Origin of the sequence: Nocardia sp. NPDC005978, assembly GCF_040614455.1 — a bacterium.
Classification (GTDB): domain Bacteria; phylum Actinomycetota; class Actinomycetes; order Mycobacteriales; family Mycobacteriaceae; genus Nocardia.
Genome location: NZ_JBEXUS010000006.1, coordinates 42,461 through 59,498, shown reverse-complemented (window position 1 = coordinate 59,498; position 17,038 = coordinate 42,461). Strand labels below are relative to the sequence as shown.

Sequence of the window (17,038 nt, the reverse complement as noted above, 5' to 3'; positions counted from 1 at the left end):
TCACCGTCGGCCGGGCCCGCCCCGAGGGCTCCCGAATTCCCGCAATCCCGCGAACCAGGCGCCACCGACGGCCAGTAACGCGAGCAAACCACCGGCCATGAAAGCCGGGCGGGCGTCGCCGCCGGCTGCGGTTGTCAGCGCCCCCAGCACCACCACCCCCAGCGGGTCCACCGAGCGAAAGAGCAACCGGGCAAACCCGGTCGTCCGGCCCAACATGTCAGGGCGGGTGAGCTCTTGGCGCAGAGCACGGTTGACCACACTCGCCAGTACGACTGCCCAAACGAACATCACGTTGGCGATCCACAGCATGTGGAACGAGTTCGCGAAGCTCATAGCGATGGTGGCTATCGCGGCGGCCACCACACCCCCCGCGACGGTCGTGATCGAGCCGAACCGTCGTGCGGACCCGATCGCGGTCACGACGCCCAGCATTCCCCCCAGGCCACCCCCCGATACCACAAGCCCTATCTGCGCAGGGCTCGAGTGCAGACTGTGACTTGCGTAGAACACGAGAAGTCGTTCGACAGCGAGCCCGAAGTTCACCACCATTTGCAGGGCAGTCAGCAGGACCAAGGGGCGAATCGACAACAGGTAGCGCGCAGCCTGCTTCAAATCGGCAATCGCGTGGGACCACGTGGACCGCGCCGTCGATCGTGCCACTCCTATGATCTCGCGCGCGCTCACCAAGGTCGCCAACGACACAAGGAATGTCAGTGTGTTGGCCAACAGCACGACATGAAGTCCACCAGCCGCAGTGAGTACCGCAGCGGTTCCAGGTCCCAGAACAAACGCTGATTGGGCCGCGAATTCCACCGCTGCGTTGGCGCGAACGAGATCCTTGTCCGGCACCATGTTCCGTACGACGACCGTCAATGCGGTCTCGAAACCCGCCTGCGCGGCACCGGCGGCGACTGTGAACGTCACAAGCCACGCGGCGGTCAACAACCCGGCGACCGCCAAACCGAACAGTGCACCGAAAACAAGAGTCCGCAAGACATCGGCGACGATCAGGACCCGCCACGGGTCGACACGATCGACGATCAGCCCTGCCGGAATCGCGACGATCAGCGAACCGATCGTTGCCGACGCCGTCGCCAATCCCGTGACGATCGCACTGTCTGTCAGCCCCAACGCGAGCAGCGGTACAGCAACCACAGCCAAACCGTCACCGAACAATGAGACAGCCTGCCCGCCGAGTACGAGCCGAACGCGCCCGGGCCAAGGGCCGAGAAGGCGCACGGTCCGTGCCTATCGAGCCGAAGCCAGCGTCGCGGCGTTCGCGATGCGCTTCAGGCCCGCCACAATCGTCGAGGAGTCCAGTCCGAAGTCGACCAGACACGCTATTTCATCGACCCCGATGTCGCGCAGTTGCTGTGTTCGCGCCGAGAAGCTCGCCTCGGTCCCGACCAGCGAACGTGATCCGTAGTACCGGTCGAATGCGAAGTCGATCAGGGTGTCGCGGTCATCAGTACTCAACTCGTCGAGATCGATGTCACCGATCAGATACCTTGCCGCAGAATCGATCACTTCCTTCTGGGACCACAGGTATGCCCGCAGCGGCTGCTCCACGACCGCACGCACGGCATCGTCGTCGCCCTCGCCGAGGTAGGCGTGCAGCATGACCGTCACCACGCCCGTTGTGGGATCGAGTCCGACTTCCGCCCGTGCAGCCCGGTAGGTCGCGATCCGGTCTCGCAACTTGTCCATGTCGAGGTGAATCAGCGCGGTCAGGACGTTGGTCCCGGACCGACCGGCCAGCGCGAACGTTTCGGGGTTCGCCGACGCGGTCATCCATATCGGCAGTTCCGGCTGGATCGGGCGTGGGTAGGTCGTCAACCGAACTCGTTCCCCGACACCGTTGACATCCGCGACGCTACGGCCGCGCCACAGGTCACGAACCTTCTCGATGTGTTCGAGTGTGATCGCTTGCTTGTCGCGGTAGCCGGTCTGGTTGAACACGAAGTCGATCGGTTGGAAGCCTGGAGCGAAGCCCAGACCCACGCGGCCATTGGATAGGTTGTCGACAACGGCCCACTCCTCGGCGATCCTCGCCGGGTGATGCAACGGTGCGACGATACTCCCCGACCGCAGGTGAATTCGGCGCGTGATGGTGGCCAATCCCGCGGCCAGGACCGCGGGATTGGGGTGTAGCTCGCCGAACCTGTGGAAATGGCGTTCTGGCATCCAGAGTGCGGTGTAGCCGAGTTCATCAGCGGTGCGGGCACATTCGCGGATCAGCGCGTACCTGTCCTCGGACGCCGACGCCGAGGCCAGGAAGAATAGGCTCATCTGCAGGTTGGCGCCGGTCGCACGTGTGGTCGAGTTCGGTGCGCCCTTCGTCGCAAAGACCGTCGAGCACTCCGAATCGGTAGCGCGGGAGCGGGCCGCCCCACACGACGTGATCTCGGAGTGGTCCGGACCGTTCGTGACGGCAAGCCTGCTCGACAGCAAATCGACCAACTGTGCGACGGAGGGGTTATCGACGAAATCACGCAGCGAGAGTGGGCAATCGATCTCATTGCGCAATCCCAATACCGCCTGAACTGCGCTGAGCGAATCACCTCCGACTTCGAAGAAGTTCGCCGAGTCTGCGACCGAGGCGCCGATCACCTCGGTGTACGTACGTCGTACCGCGTTCAGAAAAGGGCCGGACGTGGGGGAGAGCGCACTTTCGCTGCGGCTGAGCGGTTTCGGCGCGGCGGGGTTTCCGGCCGCGGGACCTGGCGCAGTCGTCGGTTCGGGTTGCGACGTCGGCCAGAAACGGTCCCGCTGAAACGGATAGGCAGGCAGCAGCTGGGGTCCAGAGTGCGGCCACAACGCAGCCCAGTCGATGTTCACGCCGGCTGCCCAGCCAGCTCCGACCGCGCGACAGAAGTCCGTCACTTCCGCTTCCCGTGCGCTGGTCATCGCGGACACCACGCACAGGTTTTCAGGTTTGTCGGGATGGCGTGTGGCCAGGCGCGCCAATCCGTGACCGGGCCCAACTTCCACCAGTAGGTCGATCGATGACTTCAGCATCGTGCTCAGGCCATCGTGAAAGCGAACAGTCCCGCGAGACTGTTGGCCCCAGTACTGTGGGCTGAGGGCTTGCTCATCGGTGATCCAGGTGCCGGTGAGGTTGGAGACAAACGGGATCTGTGGCGGGTGCAGGCGCGCCTTCGAATACGCTTCACCCAGCGCGCCGAGTTGCTCATCGAGCATCGAACTATGAAAGGCCCTGGATACCGCGAGTCGTCGAAACGCGGTCCCATTCGCCGCCAATTTTTGCTCGACAACCGCCATGACCTGAATCGGCCCGGACAAGACGCACGAACCGGAGCTGTTGACCGCCGCGAGGTCAGCTCCCGGCTCCAGAAACTCCGCAACATCCCGCTCGCGGATCGCGGCTGCCAGCATCACGCCCGCAGGCATCTCGTGCATCGCTCGCGCACGTGCTGCGACAACACCGCACGCATCCTCCAGACTCATCACGCCCGATAAGGTGGCCGCGGCGTACTCCCCGAGGCTGTGACCGAGCAGGCAGGCCGGTGTGATCCCCACCCGCGCGAAGAAACGTGCCAATGCGACTTCGACTGCGAATAACGCAGGTTGAGCGGTCAATGTCTGTTCCGAAGTCATTCCCTCGGGGTCGAGTAGTGCGGCAACCGGCTGACTGCACGCTTCCGACAGCATCGCGAGACACTCGTCGTGCTCTCGGCGAAATTCGTCGAACTCCGCGCGGAGCCCCCAAGCCACCGCGCGGTACCCCGCGCCCTGGCCCGGGAAGAGAAAGCCCACTCCGGCGGAGTTCTGGGCCGGGATCATCGTCCCCGGAGCAGGGGTATCCACCAGGGCTTGGATCAAATTGGCCCGTGAATCGGCAATTACAACTCGTCGATATGGCAAAGACCCATCGCTGGTCCGCGAGCTACCCGCCAGGTCTTGTGAATCAACCTCGGGATCCTCGATCAAGATCTGTCGCAGATCGCGTGTCCGCGCCGCCACCGCCGCAGGCGAGTGCGCGGACAACGTCACCATGTGCGTGCGGTGGGCTGTCCCGCTGCGCGGTCGAGCGTTCCAACCCGACACCACAACGTGCGCGTTGGTGCCGCCGATCCCGAGGGCGTTCACACCGCACACGCGTTGCCGAGGCGACTTCGTCCACTCGATCGAATCGGAATTGACCATGAACGGGGTCCGGTCCCACGCGACGTTCGGGTTGGGACGGGTGAAATTCACCGTCCCGGGCACGATCCCGGTCTCCACGCACAGGACCGCTTTGATCAACCCGGCTACTCCGGCCGCTGCGTCCAGGTGACCGATATTGGCCTTGATGGACCCCAACAGGCAACTCCTCCCGACCGCGGGTCCCTCACGATGCAGTCGAATCGCTTCGGCCAATGCCGACACCTCGATGGGATCGCCGATCAGTGTGCCGGTGCCGTGTGCCTCCACGAAACCGATATCGGCGCCGCTGACTCCGGCTTGCCGCAACGCCGCCGAGACCGTTCGCACCTGGCCCTCCCAGCCGGGTGCGGTGTATCCCACTTTGAGCCGACCATCATTCGCCACAGCAGAGCCCAGAATCAGCGCTCGGATCGGATTGCCGTCGCGCACAGCGTCTTCGGCTCGCCGTAGGACCACGGCGGCGACGCCGTTCCCGCCCACGGTGCCCGACGCGGCCGCGTCGAACGGCCGACAATAGCCATCAGCGGACAGGATCGCGCCTTCGACGTGCTCGACCGGGAAGCCCTGCGGCACAGTAATGCTGGCCGCCCCGACGACCGCGACGCCGCAATCGCCGGCCGCAAGGCTTCGCGCAGCCATGTGGACAGCCACCAGCGAGGAAGAACACCCGGTCTGCACGTTGATACCCGGCCCACGCAGGTCCAGTTTGTAGCATGTTCGGGTGGCCAGGAAATCCTTGTCGGTAGCGAGCATCATGCGGTGCTTCTCGGTCGAGTTGGCCGTCACGAACCGAGGCAGCAGTGGGCCGAGCAGATATGTGGTCGTCGAGGACGAGGCGAATACGCCCGTCTGAGCGCCGAACCGGTGCGGAGGGCATGCGCCGTTCTCCAGGGCATGCCAAGCGGTTTCGAGGAAGAGTCGATGTTGGGGGTCGAGCATCTCAGCTTCAGCGGGAGAGAATCCGAAAAACCCGGCATCGAAGAGCTCGATGTCGGACAGCACACCGAACGGACCAGTCAGAGCCGGCGGATCTCCTGGGTCGGGCCGGGCTATTGATTCTTTGCCGAGCAACAGGTTGCTCCACAACTGGCCGACGTCCGCGGCACCCGGAAACCTGCCGGCCATGCCCACCACCGCGATCGCCCCTCCGAGGTTCATGACTTCACCCCGTAGATGTGGTGGGTGATCTGAGAGATGGTCGGATGCCGGAAGAACGCCACAAGATCTGTCCGGACACCCAACATCGCGTCGAGGCGATCCTTGACCATCAGCAACTGAAACGAGTTACCGCCCGCATCGAAAAAGTTCTCTTCATATCCGATCGCGTTCCGAGACAGCACGCTGCGCCAGGTCGCGGCGACGGCAGCCCGTACCCGCTCGAGTTCTTCGGGTGTCATGGACGCCATGTCGCCAACTCCTGCAGAAAGGTTCGGATAAAACGCTGAGCGGTACAGTCGACGAACAGATCGGTGCTGTACTCGAGAATCCCGGTGGGACGGTCGCCATCGGCGAGCTCGATTGTCAGGTCCGTGCGTGCGGTGGCCGGCAGGACTGCGAAAGGCTCGAGAACCGCCCCGGACAGCTCGAGATCCTCGAGTGGCTGCGGTCCATAGGTGAACACCGCGGAAAGCAGAGGAACCGCGGGACTTCCGGATCGACTCAGCTCATGGACGATCCGGTCCAGCGGAACATCCTGGTTGGCGTACGACATCAGCAGTTGACGCCGTACTCTCGCGAACGCTTCATCCGGCGGGGGGTTGCCGACGAAATCTGCTTTGACGGGAATCGTATTGGCGAAGTACCCGATCGAGTCGCCCAAACTCGCGCGTGTTCGTCCCGTTACCGCTGTGCCGACGATGAACCGGCCTTGGCCGCTGACCCTGTGTAGCATCGTTTGAAACGCGGTCATCGCCACCATGTGGACGCTTCCACCCAGTCGTCGCGCGGCCGCTCGCACTGTGTCCCAAACCCGCTCGGGGACAGTGAAGGCGATCGAAGCGCCGGCCTGACTGGGCGTCCCGGGCCGGGGTCGGTCAGTCGGCAGTTCCAGCAACGGCCAATCTCTATGTGCGCTATGCCAATACGCGATCTGAGCGCCCCATTGCCCCGAGTTCAGGCAGTTGTGCTGCCACTCGGCGAAATCGCCGTACTGTATGGTCAGTGGTACCAGGGGTATCGGATCGCCCGTCAAGTACGCGTTGTAGAGCTGGGAGAGCTCGCGGGCAAACACGCCGAAGGACCACCCGTCGGACACCGCGTGATGCATGACGATGACCAGGACTTGATCGTCAGAACCAAAGCGACCCACATGTAATCGAATCAACGGTAGTACGGAAAGGTCGAACGGAACGCTGATGACCGAATCTACGAACGATCGTGCGTGGTTGCCGGACCAAGCATCGCCGAGGTGGCTGACCCCGACCTCGATTCGGGACTCGTCCTCGACATGCTGTTCCAGCACATCGGCATTCGAACGCAGACGTGTGCGCAACACTTCATGTCGAGCCGCAATATGGCCGATGGCTCGCCGAACGAGCTCCACGTCCAGCGAGCCTCGAACCCGGACGGCGTAGGGCACGTTGTAGGTCGACGAGCCGGGAAACATGTTCTGCATGAACCACATACGATGCTGACCGAAGGATGCTCGTGTCGGTTTCCGCGTGGCGGCCACGATAGGGTCCCGGTCGGCTTCGGCGCCGTGGTACAGGTGTGACAGTCCTGCGATCGTGGGCACGCGAATGAACTCCGACAGCTGGAGTTGGGTTCCTGTGCGGACCTCGATACGAGCGAGCAGTCGGACAGCCAGTAGCGAGTCGCCCCCGGCGCTGAAAAAGTCGGCCTCGACGCTCACAGGTGCATGCCCGAGCACACTCGCCCAAATGTGTTCGAACACCTCCCGGAGTTCGCTGGTAGCGGTGCTCGCCGGAGGCTCGACGACTTCGCCACTCGCCTCCTTCGGAGGCGTGATGGTGCGAATCGCACGGTTCGCAGCGAACACAGGTGCGTCGGGATCCGCAATCGCTCGCGCCAGTACGCTATTGAACGCATCCACCCACTTCGAGGCGCGATGTCTCTCCACCAGTGTGCTGGGATAGAGGAGGTAGCTCAGTATTGTGTTCCCGGTGTCGTACATGACCAGGTCGATATCGGTGTGAGCCCCTCCCGAGGGTGCAAGCACCATGTGGTCGATCTCTACGCCGGGCAAGCGAAGCTGTGCCAGCGGATGAGCGCAGAAGGTGAGAATCGCCTGGAACAACGGGGTACGAGCCGAGTTTCGCGGTGGATTGACCGCGCGCACGATCTCGTCGAACGGGAGATCCTGATTCTCGTAGGCGCGCAGTGCGGTTCGTCTCACGCGCTCGAACAGGATGGTGAAACTCGGCGTGGTCGAGCAGTCCGCTCGCAGAGCGATGGTGTTGGCGAAGAATCCGATCAGTTCATCCACCGCGGCGGAGCGGCGACCCGTGACCGTTGCGCCCACGGTGAAGCGCTCCTGGCCGGTGAGGTCGCTCAGGAACACTTGGAAGGCGGTCATCAGCGCCATGTGAACGGTGCCGCCCAGTCGACGCGCCAAAGCCCTGAGCTGTTTCACAGTCTCCACGGACAAGGCGAAAGGAACAGCCCCACAGCTGGAGTTCCGTACCGCCGGGCGGTTCGAATCTATGGGTATCTGCAACTCCAGTGGCCACTGCGACAACTCCTGCCGCCAGAACGTGCGCTGATCGTCGAAACGCCCTGAGCCCAGTACATCCCGTTGCCATTCGGCGAAATCGCCATATTGAACGCTCAGCTCGCCGAGCTCGGGTGCCTGGCCCGCTGCCAGCGCTGCGTAGGTCTGTGACAGTTCACGGCTCAGGATTTGGAATGACCAACCGTCGATCACGGCGTGGTGTGCGTTGATCAGCAGCAGATACGACATCGCAGCCGTGCGTACGAGCGTGACACGAAGCAGCGGACCGCATCGCAGATCGAAGGGGGATATGGCGAAAGCATCGATGAATTGCGTCGTTCCGGCTGGAGTCCAGGTGCGAGCGTCGAGAACCTCGATGGAGACTCGCGTGCCGTCCACGTGCTGCCGAGGGACACCGTCATCGTCGACAATACGCGTACGCAGAGATTCGTGACGATCGACGACCACATCGAGGGCGCCTTGCAGGCACCTCATTTCGAGCGGGCCGTGCATCCTCGCAACGAACGGAGTGTTGAACAGCGGCCGAGCGGGCTCCAATTTCTGGCTGTACCACAACCGTGCTTGCCCGAACGAGGTGTCGTAGGAAGGAAACTCGGTGCCATCAGAAGGGTCGCCGATCATGTCATCGCCACCACGACTCGTCGGTCTCCGCGGAACGGAGTCCGGCCATGGGCAATGAGCACATTGTCCACGATCAGCAGATCGCCACGCCGCCAAGGTATCGTGACCGTGCACCTGCGATACGCATGCTCGATCGAATCGATATCCGAGGCCGAGATGCTGGTTCCGTCAGCATGGAAGACATTGCGTGGTAAGCCGTTCCGTGAATACGCACCGATGAGTGCTTCTAGCACATCCTCTTCGAGAGCCGATTCGTGCCATAGGTGTGCCTGGTTGAACCAGATGTCCTCACCTCTGCGGGAATCCACCAGGGATGACCGGCGATAGGCGTGGGTACGCAAGGCGTCGTCGGTCCGGACAAGCTGTTGATCATGGGTTCGGCAGTACTCGGCCACCTCTGTCAGAGAGTCGGTCCCGAACGTATCCTGCCAACTCAGGCCGATTCCCTCCCGGAAACTACGGATGTAGAGCACCCCATCCTGGAATCGCTTTCTGATCGCAGGATCGATCAGTTGGTAGACCGTACGACTGTCGGCTATCGGGGTGTGGCCGCCCAACGCAGCCGGTTCGATGCACAGAAAGAACAGCAACTGCGGCCAACGATCGGTGTACGAGTTCTCGTTGTGCATCCGTATCCGCTGGTCGGCCGGGTATTCGGTGGATGTGTACACCTCGCCGTGCACGCGGGAGCGCGGAGTCGAGGCTTCGGTGTAGGGCAACATCGGTCCCCCGATCGTGTGTACGATCTCGGCGAACAAATCCAGATCAGTAGGAAGACCACGCAGGAGCACCGCGCCCGTGGTGTCGAGGACGTCGCGTAGCAGGCGTCGATGCTCGCGTAGCCATGGCATCAATGTGGGTACGTGCGGCTCGGCCGGGACAACCGCCACCCCGGAGTAGGCACTCCCGGCCATCCGCCCCGTGACCGAAGAGAGATCGACACAGTCGATTGGCTGCCCGGCGCTCATAGTTCTCCTTCAACGCGTGAAACTCGGGCCCAGAACCTTGCGAACAGTGCGATTGCGCAGCACGTCGGTGAGACCGAAGGTGAATCCGTGTGCCCGGGCTCTGGTGACCAGCCGTGCGGCCGCCATACTCGTCCCGCCCTGCCCGAAGAAGTCGTCGTCCGGTCCTAGATTCACACCACCGAGCACGTCGCTTGCCAAGCGGCACAACATGTCTTCGTCAGCGGTGAGTACGGCACCGGTAGCGGACGCACCGGCCGGCACGAACTCGCGGGACAATGCCGCCACATCGGTCTTGCCCGTGTGGGTCAGTGGAATCCGGGCGAGTATCACGACATGTGCCGGCACCAGGTGCGACGGCAGGCGCTCGGCGAGAAATGCTCGCAGTTCCATCGGGCTGCACCTCGCGCTCGGCTGAACGGTCACAAACGCCACGAGTTGTACTGCGCCGTAGTCTGGTTCGTGCGAGATCACCGCCGCCCTCGCTACCCCTTCCGCGCACATCAGCGTTGCCGCGACCTCCTCCGGCTCGATCCTGAAACCGCCGATGGTGATCTGCCGGTCCGCACGGGCGACGTACTCGAGTACTCCGTGTCGTCGTCGCACCAGATCGCCGGTGCGGTACATGCGGCTCCCCGAGGTGTCGAACGGGTTCGCCACGAATCGGCTCGCGGTCGCGGCGAACCGCCCCAAATACCCTCTGGCTATTTGAGGTCCGGCGATGTATAGCTCGCCGAAGTCCGCAGGCTCGAGTCTGTCGTCCAGGACGTAGGTTTCGGTGCCGAGCAGACCTCCACCGATGGGCACCGAACCCGATTCGAGAACCTGACCGGAGTCGACCACGTGGAGGCAGCATCCGACCGTGGTCTCGGTGGGACCGTACTCGTTGACGATCGTGACATCAGGGTTGGAAGCGCGCCATGGCGCGAGCACCGACGCGGTAGCTGCCTCGCCCGCCACCATCAGTGTTCGTGACGGCCACCACCCGGGAAGGTAGTGCCGTACCAATTCCAGATGTCCCGGCGTCAGCTTGACGAAGGTGTACTTCTCGTCGGCGGGGTTCGTGTCATCGAGATCGGCGTCCGTGCGGACCACAAGGGTTCCGCCCGATGTGAGTGCTCCCAGTAGGCACGTCAGCGAAAAGTCGAACGCCGGCGACGAATGCACAAGGACCCGGCCGTCGAGGCCTGGACATTCCCGGGTCGCAGCAAGCAAATACGACGCCAGAGCGCCGTGCTCCACCAGGACGCCTTTCGGTGAACCGGTCGAACCCGAGGTGAAAATCAGGTATGCGAGGTCATGGTGCGACAGTGTCACAGGTGACAATGTCGAACCGGCACTCTGTCCCAGGCAGGCACCGCCCACATCGATAACCGGGACTGCCGCGGACACAGGGCAGGATCCATCTCGCGTCAGGCAGAGTACCGGCCGTGCCGCAGTCAGTAACGACTCGATTCGCTCCTTGGGATCGCGAGGATCGACGGGGAGGTAGCAACCCCCGGCCTTCATCACCGCGAGCAAGGCGACGACCAACTCGAGAGAATTCTCGATCAGCACGGCGGCCAGGTCACCCCGACCTATGCCTCGTCGGCGCAGTTCTGCGGCCAGACAGGTCGACCAGCGATCGAGTTCGTCGTATCGGCAGGAGCTCATACCGTCGACAACAGCGGTCCGGGACGGTGCCCGGGCCGCCTGAGCCTGAAAGATAGTCAGGAAACTCGCCGCCGGTGTCATCGCTCGACTCCACCCAGCAGAATGTCTCGGACCAAGCCGGCGATTTCGCGCGAACGAAGCAGATCGTCACGTCTGACCCCTGTCCGGATCACAGTGCCCGTGATGTCTGCCAGCGGGTCACGATCCGCGGAGAGGATCGTGATCGCCGGGGACCACTCCGCTCGTGTCGCCAGGCTCTGCGCAGCGCGCAAGTACCTTGTGTACGAATCGAAGACAGACACCAGCTCGGCTCCGGCGGATAGATCTATGCCGGCTCGCTCGAACGCGACCCTGCTCGCCCACTCATAGGCAGCTACTACCGAGTCGACCATGCCACCGAAGTCGCCGCCCCATCGGTCCAGTTCCGAGGTCACACGCGCCGTGAGGGCCCCATGTTCCTGTTCTGACAGCGTTGCCAGCGCGATGACCGCCCGGCGAAAATCGTGCTCCAGCGACATCCGATCGGGTCGTCCCGGATCGAGGAGAATCAAGGACGGACGCGTGCCCTGGCGATCGGCGATCCGGTTGGCCAGGGCGGCAGCGAATACGCTGCCGGAGCAGAAACCCAGCACGGCCGTTACCGGTGGCGGACTGGGGAGGTCGAAACTCCACCACCGAAGATATGCTTCGGCGGAGGCGCTGCCATCGGCGGTGACGGGCGGGTGGACACCTTGCCACAGCGAACAGCCGACCGGAAGCAAGGGAGCGAAGTCCGGGAAGCCCGCGATGGGCCTGGCGCTGAGCTCGCAGTCCAAAGCCAGGACGGTCCATTCATCACCATCGACGAGTGGTCGCCAACCGATACGTCGATCGCATGCGAACTGCCGAGTTGTCTCCAGGTCGGATCCCATAGAGCCTCATCGAGTGAAGGGGCTGTTTTCCCCAGGAGACCACAGGCGCGCAAGCCGTCCGGTTCCCATGGCGTGGAACACGACTCCCCGGGAATAATCCCTCGGCAGAACGAAAAAAGCTGCGCCACATACCAGTTCGAACAATCTGACCATGCCGGCACCATGGTGTGTGGCGCGCCGAGTCTGCCACCGGCAGTGATGATCCGGTGCTCCGGAGTACACCTGCTGCGTTATATCCCCACATTGGGGAAGTGGTTCGATATCACGGTCAAGGTCGCTCTGATACCTTGCCCGGCATGCAATTTCACGGCCGTGCTCGGCGGAGCACGGTTTCCGCGGTTGCACCTGAATTTCTTTACCGGCCATTGATTTGCGAGAGCACGACTCCAGATGGCATCCCATTCGCGGACTTGCCAGGTTGTCGGGCAACCGCTCGAACTTCGCAGCGTCACACATCTGAACAGAGGTTGCCGCATCGGGCAACCGTCCCGATGTGCATACGCCACTGGAACAGTAGGGAGCGAACGTGGTAACCGTGGTAGTCGCAACTCGCCCGCAGGTGGCCGCCCTGTATCTGGCTCGCCTGAAAGGCCCTGTTCATTGCCTTATTCCTGTTGGGACAGAACAGAGTTGGCGTGCAGCTGTACCGGAAACACCTGTTCATGCCGTCCCCTCGTGGACGGACTACACCGCACTCGCCGCAGCGACGGCCCGGCTTCCTGTCACTCGAGTCGTCGGCACCGATGAAATGACAATCGCTGCCGCCGGGTACCTACGAACTCTGTTGGGAATTCCTGGTCAAAGCTGGTCGCAGGCAATCGCTTTCACCGACAAGGCGACAATGAAGAGCGCCCTCCATGCGGCCGGTATTCCTGTAGCCCCGTGGTCGGTGGCACACTCTCTGCAGGACGCCGTCACCATTGGTGACGAGCTGGGCTGGCCCATAGTGCTCAAGCCACGTCGAGGCTTCGGTGCAGTCGGAACCACCCGGGCCTACTCGCCACAGCATCTGTTCGACCTCGCCGCACAAGGCCATTTCGAAGGACACGATCCGCTGAGCGACGCGGAACGTGCCTTTCAGACGACGGGGATCTACAGCGGCTTGCTCTCCTCGCCGAACGGATTCCAAGTCGAGCGGTGTATCGATGTCGCAGCAGAATTCACGTGCGATTGTGTGCTCTGGAACGGGGAACCGCGGTTGACGCTGGTGACCAGGTATACGGACACTGTGCTCGACGCGGTGGAACAAGGTGGCGCGTGCGAGTTCCTCACCATGCCTGACGGCGACCCCGACACGCACGCTGTCACCGAGTTGACCCGTCGCGCGATGACCGCCCTGCAGCTTCAGACCGGGCAAGTGCACTGTGAAGTGTTCCGCACGGCGGACGGTAAGCATGTTCTGGGCGAAATTGCATGTCGCGCAGGTGGTGGTGCGCTGCCGGCACTGTCGGAACTGTTGTTCGGCGTCAACACCTTGAGTGTCGGTGTCGACCTCGGGGTGGGTACCGAACCGAAGGCAGCCCAACCACGTGCTCACACCGCACTCGGGGTGGTAGGAATCCCCTTTCCCGCCGGAATCATCGAGCAGGCGCCGACGGAGGAGGAACTGGAATTGCTGCCGGGCGTCGTGCGCGCAGACGTTCGTGTACGCACCGGTGACATCAGCGGCGGCGGATTGGGCTCGGTCGGCGCGGCCGCGTACCTGTTCATCGAGCCACAGCCCGGTCAGACTGTACATACACAGATGAGTATGGTCCGCGCCCTGGCGAAACCTCGATTCCGGATTGCTCCACTCGACACCGAGCTGGTGAAACAGTGATCGCTCGGATTCCCCCTTCGACGGCGGCGCCGCTCGATCAGTCGCGCCGCGGGGAAGTCGTCGCGATGGCCCTGGGAGCAAGCAGCCTCGCCGTCGTGGCCAGCGGTATCGTAGCGCCCGTTTTGCAGCTCATTCGAGATGACCTGCATCTGACCACCACCGCAGCCGGACTGGTCGTAGGCTCGAACGGTGCGGTGGTGGCGCTGGCAAGCCCTGCGATCGGGCGGGCGATCGACCGCTGCGGCGCCTGGAGAGTGCTCGGTATCGGATTGCTCGCCTACGGCATCGCCGGGGGCATCGGCGGCCTTGCCACCTCGCTGACTACGTTGCTTGCGAGCCGCCTGTTGCTGGGAGTCGGCGTGGCAGCGGTTTTCTCCGGCACCACCGTCGCTCTCCTGGGCTACGGTGCCGATAGCGACCGCGTCGCGGGGTGGCGAACCGCGGTAATGACGGCGAGCGGACTGGTATGGCCGGTCGTCGCCGGCTTGCTCGGCGGGTTCGGCTGGCGTACCAGCTTCGTGATCTATCTGATCGCTGTGCCCCTTGGCGCGGCGATCCTGATCCGGCCGATCCCGATCGTGGACCAGAGCTCGAGTACGGGGAGCGCGCGTGGACTACTGAGGCACAACCGCATGGTCGTTCCATGGTTGCTTCTGATCGCGGTAACCAATTCGCTGGCTTTCACTCTGCTGATCTTCATGCCTCAGCGATTGTCGGAGCTGGGCGTACATGCGCCCGTTGCGGTCTCGCTGTTCATGACGCTGTTCTCCGTTGCAGCCAGTACCGCTGGAATCGCGTATCCGAAGGTTCGCAGGGTGGCCGGTCCAGTGCTCCTGCTTCGTGTAGGCACCGTATGTTGGACTGTGGCCCTGGTGATCCTGGGGGCAGGCCATCAGCTGGTGGCCGTGTTCGTTGCCGCTGTCATCGCAGGGGTGGGCTCGGGCCTCGGATTCACGGTACTGACGCTCACGATAACGCGGATGACGCCACCGAACTCGCTGGGTCGAATCACAGCGCTGTCGACAACGGCGATTTTCGTCGGCCAGTTCACCGGGTCACTGTCACTTGGGCAAATCGCAGACAGAGTGTCGATCGCCGCTGTGTTCTTTATCAGCGCGGCCATCTCGTTGGCCGCGTTTCTCATGGTGTTACTCCTCGTTCCAGACCTGGAGCACGGAGGCGAAACTGATCGTTCGATCAACCCGTGTAACAGCAGATACCTCGAAATCCGAACGCTCACAGGTTGTTTCGATCGGCAGGAAAGGACGCTCGCGCCCAACCGGCATACTCCATCCATGCATCGATGTAGTCACCGCTGAACAGCGGCCCGGGCAACGCAGGGGTCGCGAACGCTGCCACCAGAGATGAAAGATGCTCGGCGACAACACGAAGGTTGCGGTCCAGTTCCTGTGTGATCAACTCGGCGCGCGGCGTGTCCAGTTGGTCGTTTGCCGCGTACCAGGTTCCGCGGTCGTGCACGCGGCCGAGTGCGTAGGCGGCTGCTGCCGACTCGAGCAGCTTCCGCGCAAGGGGGTCCGTGACCGAGTGCGCTTCGGTCACCAGTGCGGCTACCGCGAGCCTCTCACCGGTCGCCGTCGCCAATTCGATCGCCCGTGCATCCCGGCCACGCGCGGGGACACCATGGCCGGCCCGTCCTTGCGCCAACACCCGTTCCCGATCGACGAGCATCCCCATATACCAGGGCATGTCGACCTCCTGCCCTGGCAACCGCAGGGCAGGCAGCTCCGCGCCCCGCCGACCAGCGACGACCTGCATGATCTGGTTCTCTCCTTCGGCTGTCCGCATCGCTGCCAGATTGCCGATCCAGTCGACGAGGTGATTGATGCGCAGGGCACCCTGCGCGGCAGCCCGATCGCGACACATCATGAGCACCTCGAGCGCCGTATTCGTCAACAACGGCTTGGCCAGCATCGACCACAGCACCGGTTCCGTTCCAGACTGACTCACACGCATATCGCGCAACCGCCGGCCCAGCGCGCTCATCGCGTACACCGCGGCCGCCGCCGCGGCCAGATCCCGCCGGACCGCGTCACGGTCGACCAATAACGTACCGTCACCGGGACGACGCTGGCAGGCGTAGTTCACCAATCCCGACAGGCTCGCACGAGCGCTCGCGATCGCCGCATTCGCCAGATCGAGCCGCCCATCGCCCAATACCCCGATCGCGCGATGAAACCGCACCCGAGGAGGGAGCCCGCTCTCCACGCGGCCGTTGACGTCGATACGCGCGAAGTCGCCACCCAGCAGCGCATCGCGGGGGAGCCACACGTCGTCGAACCTGATCAACCCGTGATCCATCGGCGCTGACACCTTGTCGGGCAGACGTGCCACGTGCACGCCGTCAGCCAACCCTCGTCGGGTACGCAACTTCAATAGGAAAGGCAGCACCCCCTCGTCCCGGCCGTCGACAATCAATCGGGCTGTGACGACCGCTGTCTTCGGGATTGCGGGGTCGGCCACATTCGGCATCATCTTCACTGCCTCGGGGCCGGGTGTACCGAGTGTGAAACCCTGCGACTGTCGATCCCAAACCGCCACGGTTCGCTGGTCAGCGCCATTGGTGCCACCGAGTTCCGTCAGCATCAACACGCCCAGCGCGGCACCGGTATCAAGCTCGGCCAGGCACTGTTGTTGATACGCCGAGCCATTGCCCAGCGAGAGTATCGCGCCGATCGCCAGATCGAAATGACCTGTCAGTACGAGGAGCAATCGCGGTGCTGCCACCTGCGCCCAGTCGCACAATGCGCCCCGCATCTGAGCATCGGAGGAAATCTCACGCGCCGAGCAGCCGAGTGCGGCGATTACTTCACGCAGCAGGCGAGGACCGCGCGCGGCTTCCTGATCGAAGGTAACTCCGGACGGAGCGATATCGGCAAGTCCGACGACAACGTCTCGAACCCGCATGTGCAAGTCGAGCTGATCACCGAAGATCACCTCGAACAGCGCTTTCTCCGTGGTCGAGATATCTCGGCGGCGTGTGGGCCCACAGGAGGATTCACCGGTGGAAAGGTCTGTAGTTGTCATTGCACTCACCTGATACTGCGTGCCGTGCAATCCGATAGCGGAAGACACGGGTGCTGCGCCCAGGGGGTCATACCAGCCGCTGCCCGGGCCTTCTTCGATACTTCCCGCGCGGGCTACTTCATCTACCGTCTCACCTGGCTTGATTCGGGATCACGCGACGACTGCG

10 protein-coding genes are annotated in these 17,038 nt (G+C 63.2%); 2 read left to right on the top strand and 8 right to left on the bottom strand.

Features of this window, described 5'->3' with window-relative positions; genetic code table 11:
• The 7 genes from ABZ319_RS04220 to ABZ319_RS04190 are packed head-to-tail and all read right to left on the bottom strand — an operon-like array spanning nt 1 to nt 12,008.
• Nucleotides 1-1,239, bottom strand: a complete 1,239-nt coding sequence (locus ABZ319_RS04220) for an MFS transporter (protein WP_354984854.1) — start codon at nt 1,237-1,239, stop codon at nt 1-3.
• Between the two features lie 9 nt (nt 1,240-1,248).
• Entirely contained in the window at nt 1,249-5,325 is a 4,077-nt protein-coding gene (locus tag ABZ319_RS04215; protein WP_354984853.1) for a MupA/Atu3671 family FMN-dependent luciferase-like monooxygenase, read from the bottom strand.
• A complete protein-coding gene (locus ABZ319_RS04210) occupies nt 5,322-5,573 on the bottom strand; it encodes a phosphopantetheine-binding protein (RefSeq protein ID WP_354984852.1) in 252 nt (83 codons plus the stop codon). Before ABZ319_RS04210 ends, ABZ319_RS04215 begins: the two co-directional genes overlap by 4 nt.
• Nucleotides 5,561-8,479, bottom strand: coding sequence for a condensation domain-containing protein (locus tag ABZ319_RS04205; protein WP_354984851.1), 2,919 nt, complete (start codon nt 8,477-8,479; stop codon nt 5,561-5,563). The genes ABZ319_RS04210 and ABZ319_RS04205 overlap by 13 nt, the downstream gene beginning before the upstream one ends.
• Entirely contained in the window at nt 8,476-9,447 is a 972-nt protein-coding gene (locus tag ABZ319_RS04200; protein WP_354984850.1) for a TauD/TfdA family dioxygenase, read from the bottom strand. The genes ABZ319_RS04205 and ABZ319_RS04200 overlap by 4 nt, the downstream gene beginning before the upstream one ends.
• Nucleotides 9,448-9,456: 9 nt before the next feature.
• Nucleotides 9,457-11,178 carry a non-ribosomal peptide synthetase gene (locus tag ABZ319_RS04195; RefSeq protein ID WP_354984849.1) on the bottom strand — a complete coding sequence of 574 codons (1,722 nt, stop codon included), beginning with the start codon at nt 11,176-11,178 and terminating at the stop codon, nt 9,457-9,459.
• A complete protein-coding gene (locus ABZ319_RS04190) occupies nt 11,175-12,008 on the bottom strand; it encodes a hypothetical protein (protein ID WP_354984848.1) in 834 nt (277 codons plus the stop codon). The genes ABZ319_RS04195 and ABZ319_RS04190 overlap by 4 nt, the downstream gene beginning before the upstream one ends.
• 526 nt (nt 12,009-12,534) lie before the next feature.
• On the opposite strand from ABZ319_RS04190, the gene ABZ319_RS04185 reads away from it, so the two are divergent.
• Together ABZ319_RS04185 and ABZ319_RS04180 are read left to right on the top strand one after the other, a co-directional pair.
• Complete coding sequence (locus tag ABZ319_RS04185) at nt 12,535-13,827, top strand: hypothetical protein (protein ID WP_354984847.1); 1,293 nt, start codon at nt 12,535-12,537, stop codon at nt 13,825-13,827.
• Nucleotides 13,824-15,146 carry an MFS transporter gene (locus ABZ319_RS04180; RefSeq protein WP_354984846.1) on the top strand — a complete coding sequence of 441 codons (1,323 nt, stop codon included), beginning with the start codon at nt 13,824-13,826 and terminating at the stop codon, nt 15,144-15,146. Before ABZ319_RS04185 ends, ABZ319_RS04180 begins: the two co-directional genes overlap by 4 nt.
• On the opposite strand, the gene ABZ319_RS04175 is transcribed toward ABZ319_RS04180, so the two are convergent.
• Nucleotides 15,064-16,872 (bottom strand): acyl-CoA dehydrogenase family protein, encoded by a 1,809-nt coding sequence (locus tag ABZ319_RS04175; RefSeq protein ID WP_354984845.1) that lies wholly within the window; start codon nt 16,870-16,872, stop codon nt 15,064-15,066. The genes ABZ319_RS04180 and ABZ319_RS04175 overlap by 83 nt on opposite strands.
• Between the last annotated feature and the right edge of the window lie 166 nt (nt 16,873-17,038).

Bases quoted from the DNA above. Each gene is read 5' to 3' on its own strand.
- ABZ319_RS04210 (WP_354984852.1), bottom strand. From the start codon at position 5,573: ATGGCGTCCATGACACCCGAAGAACTCGAGCGGGTACGGGCTGCCGTC.
- ABZ319_RS04195 (WP_354984849.1), bottom strand. From the start codon at position 11,178: ATGACACCGGCGGCGAGTTTCCTGACTATCTTTCAGGCTCAGGCGGCC.
- ABZ319_RS04215 (WP_354984853.1), bottom strand. From the start codon at position 5,325: ATGAACCTCGGAGGGGCGATCGCGGTGGTGGGCATGGCCGGCAGGTTT.
- ABZ319_RS04200 (WP_354984850.1), bottom strand. From the start codon at position 9,447: ATGAGCGCCGGGCAGCCAATCGACTGTGTCGATCTCTCTTCGGTCACG.
- ABZ319_RS04205 (WP_354984851.1), bottom strand. From the start codon at position 8,479: ATGATCGGCGACCCTTCTGATGGCACCGAGTTTCCTTCCTACGACACC.
- ABZ319_RS04175 (WP_354984845.1), bottom strand. From the start codon at position 16,872: ATGACAACTACAGACCTTTCCACCGGTGAATCCTCCTGTGGGCCCACA.
- ABZ319_RS04190 (WP_354984848.1), bottom strand. From the start codon at position 12,008: ATGGGATCCGACCTGGAGACAACTCGGCAGTTCGCATGCGATCGACGT.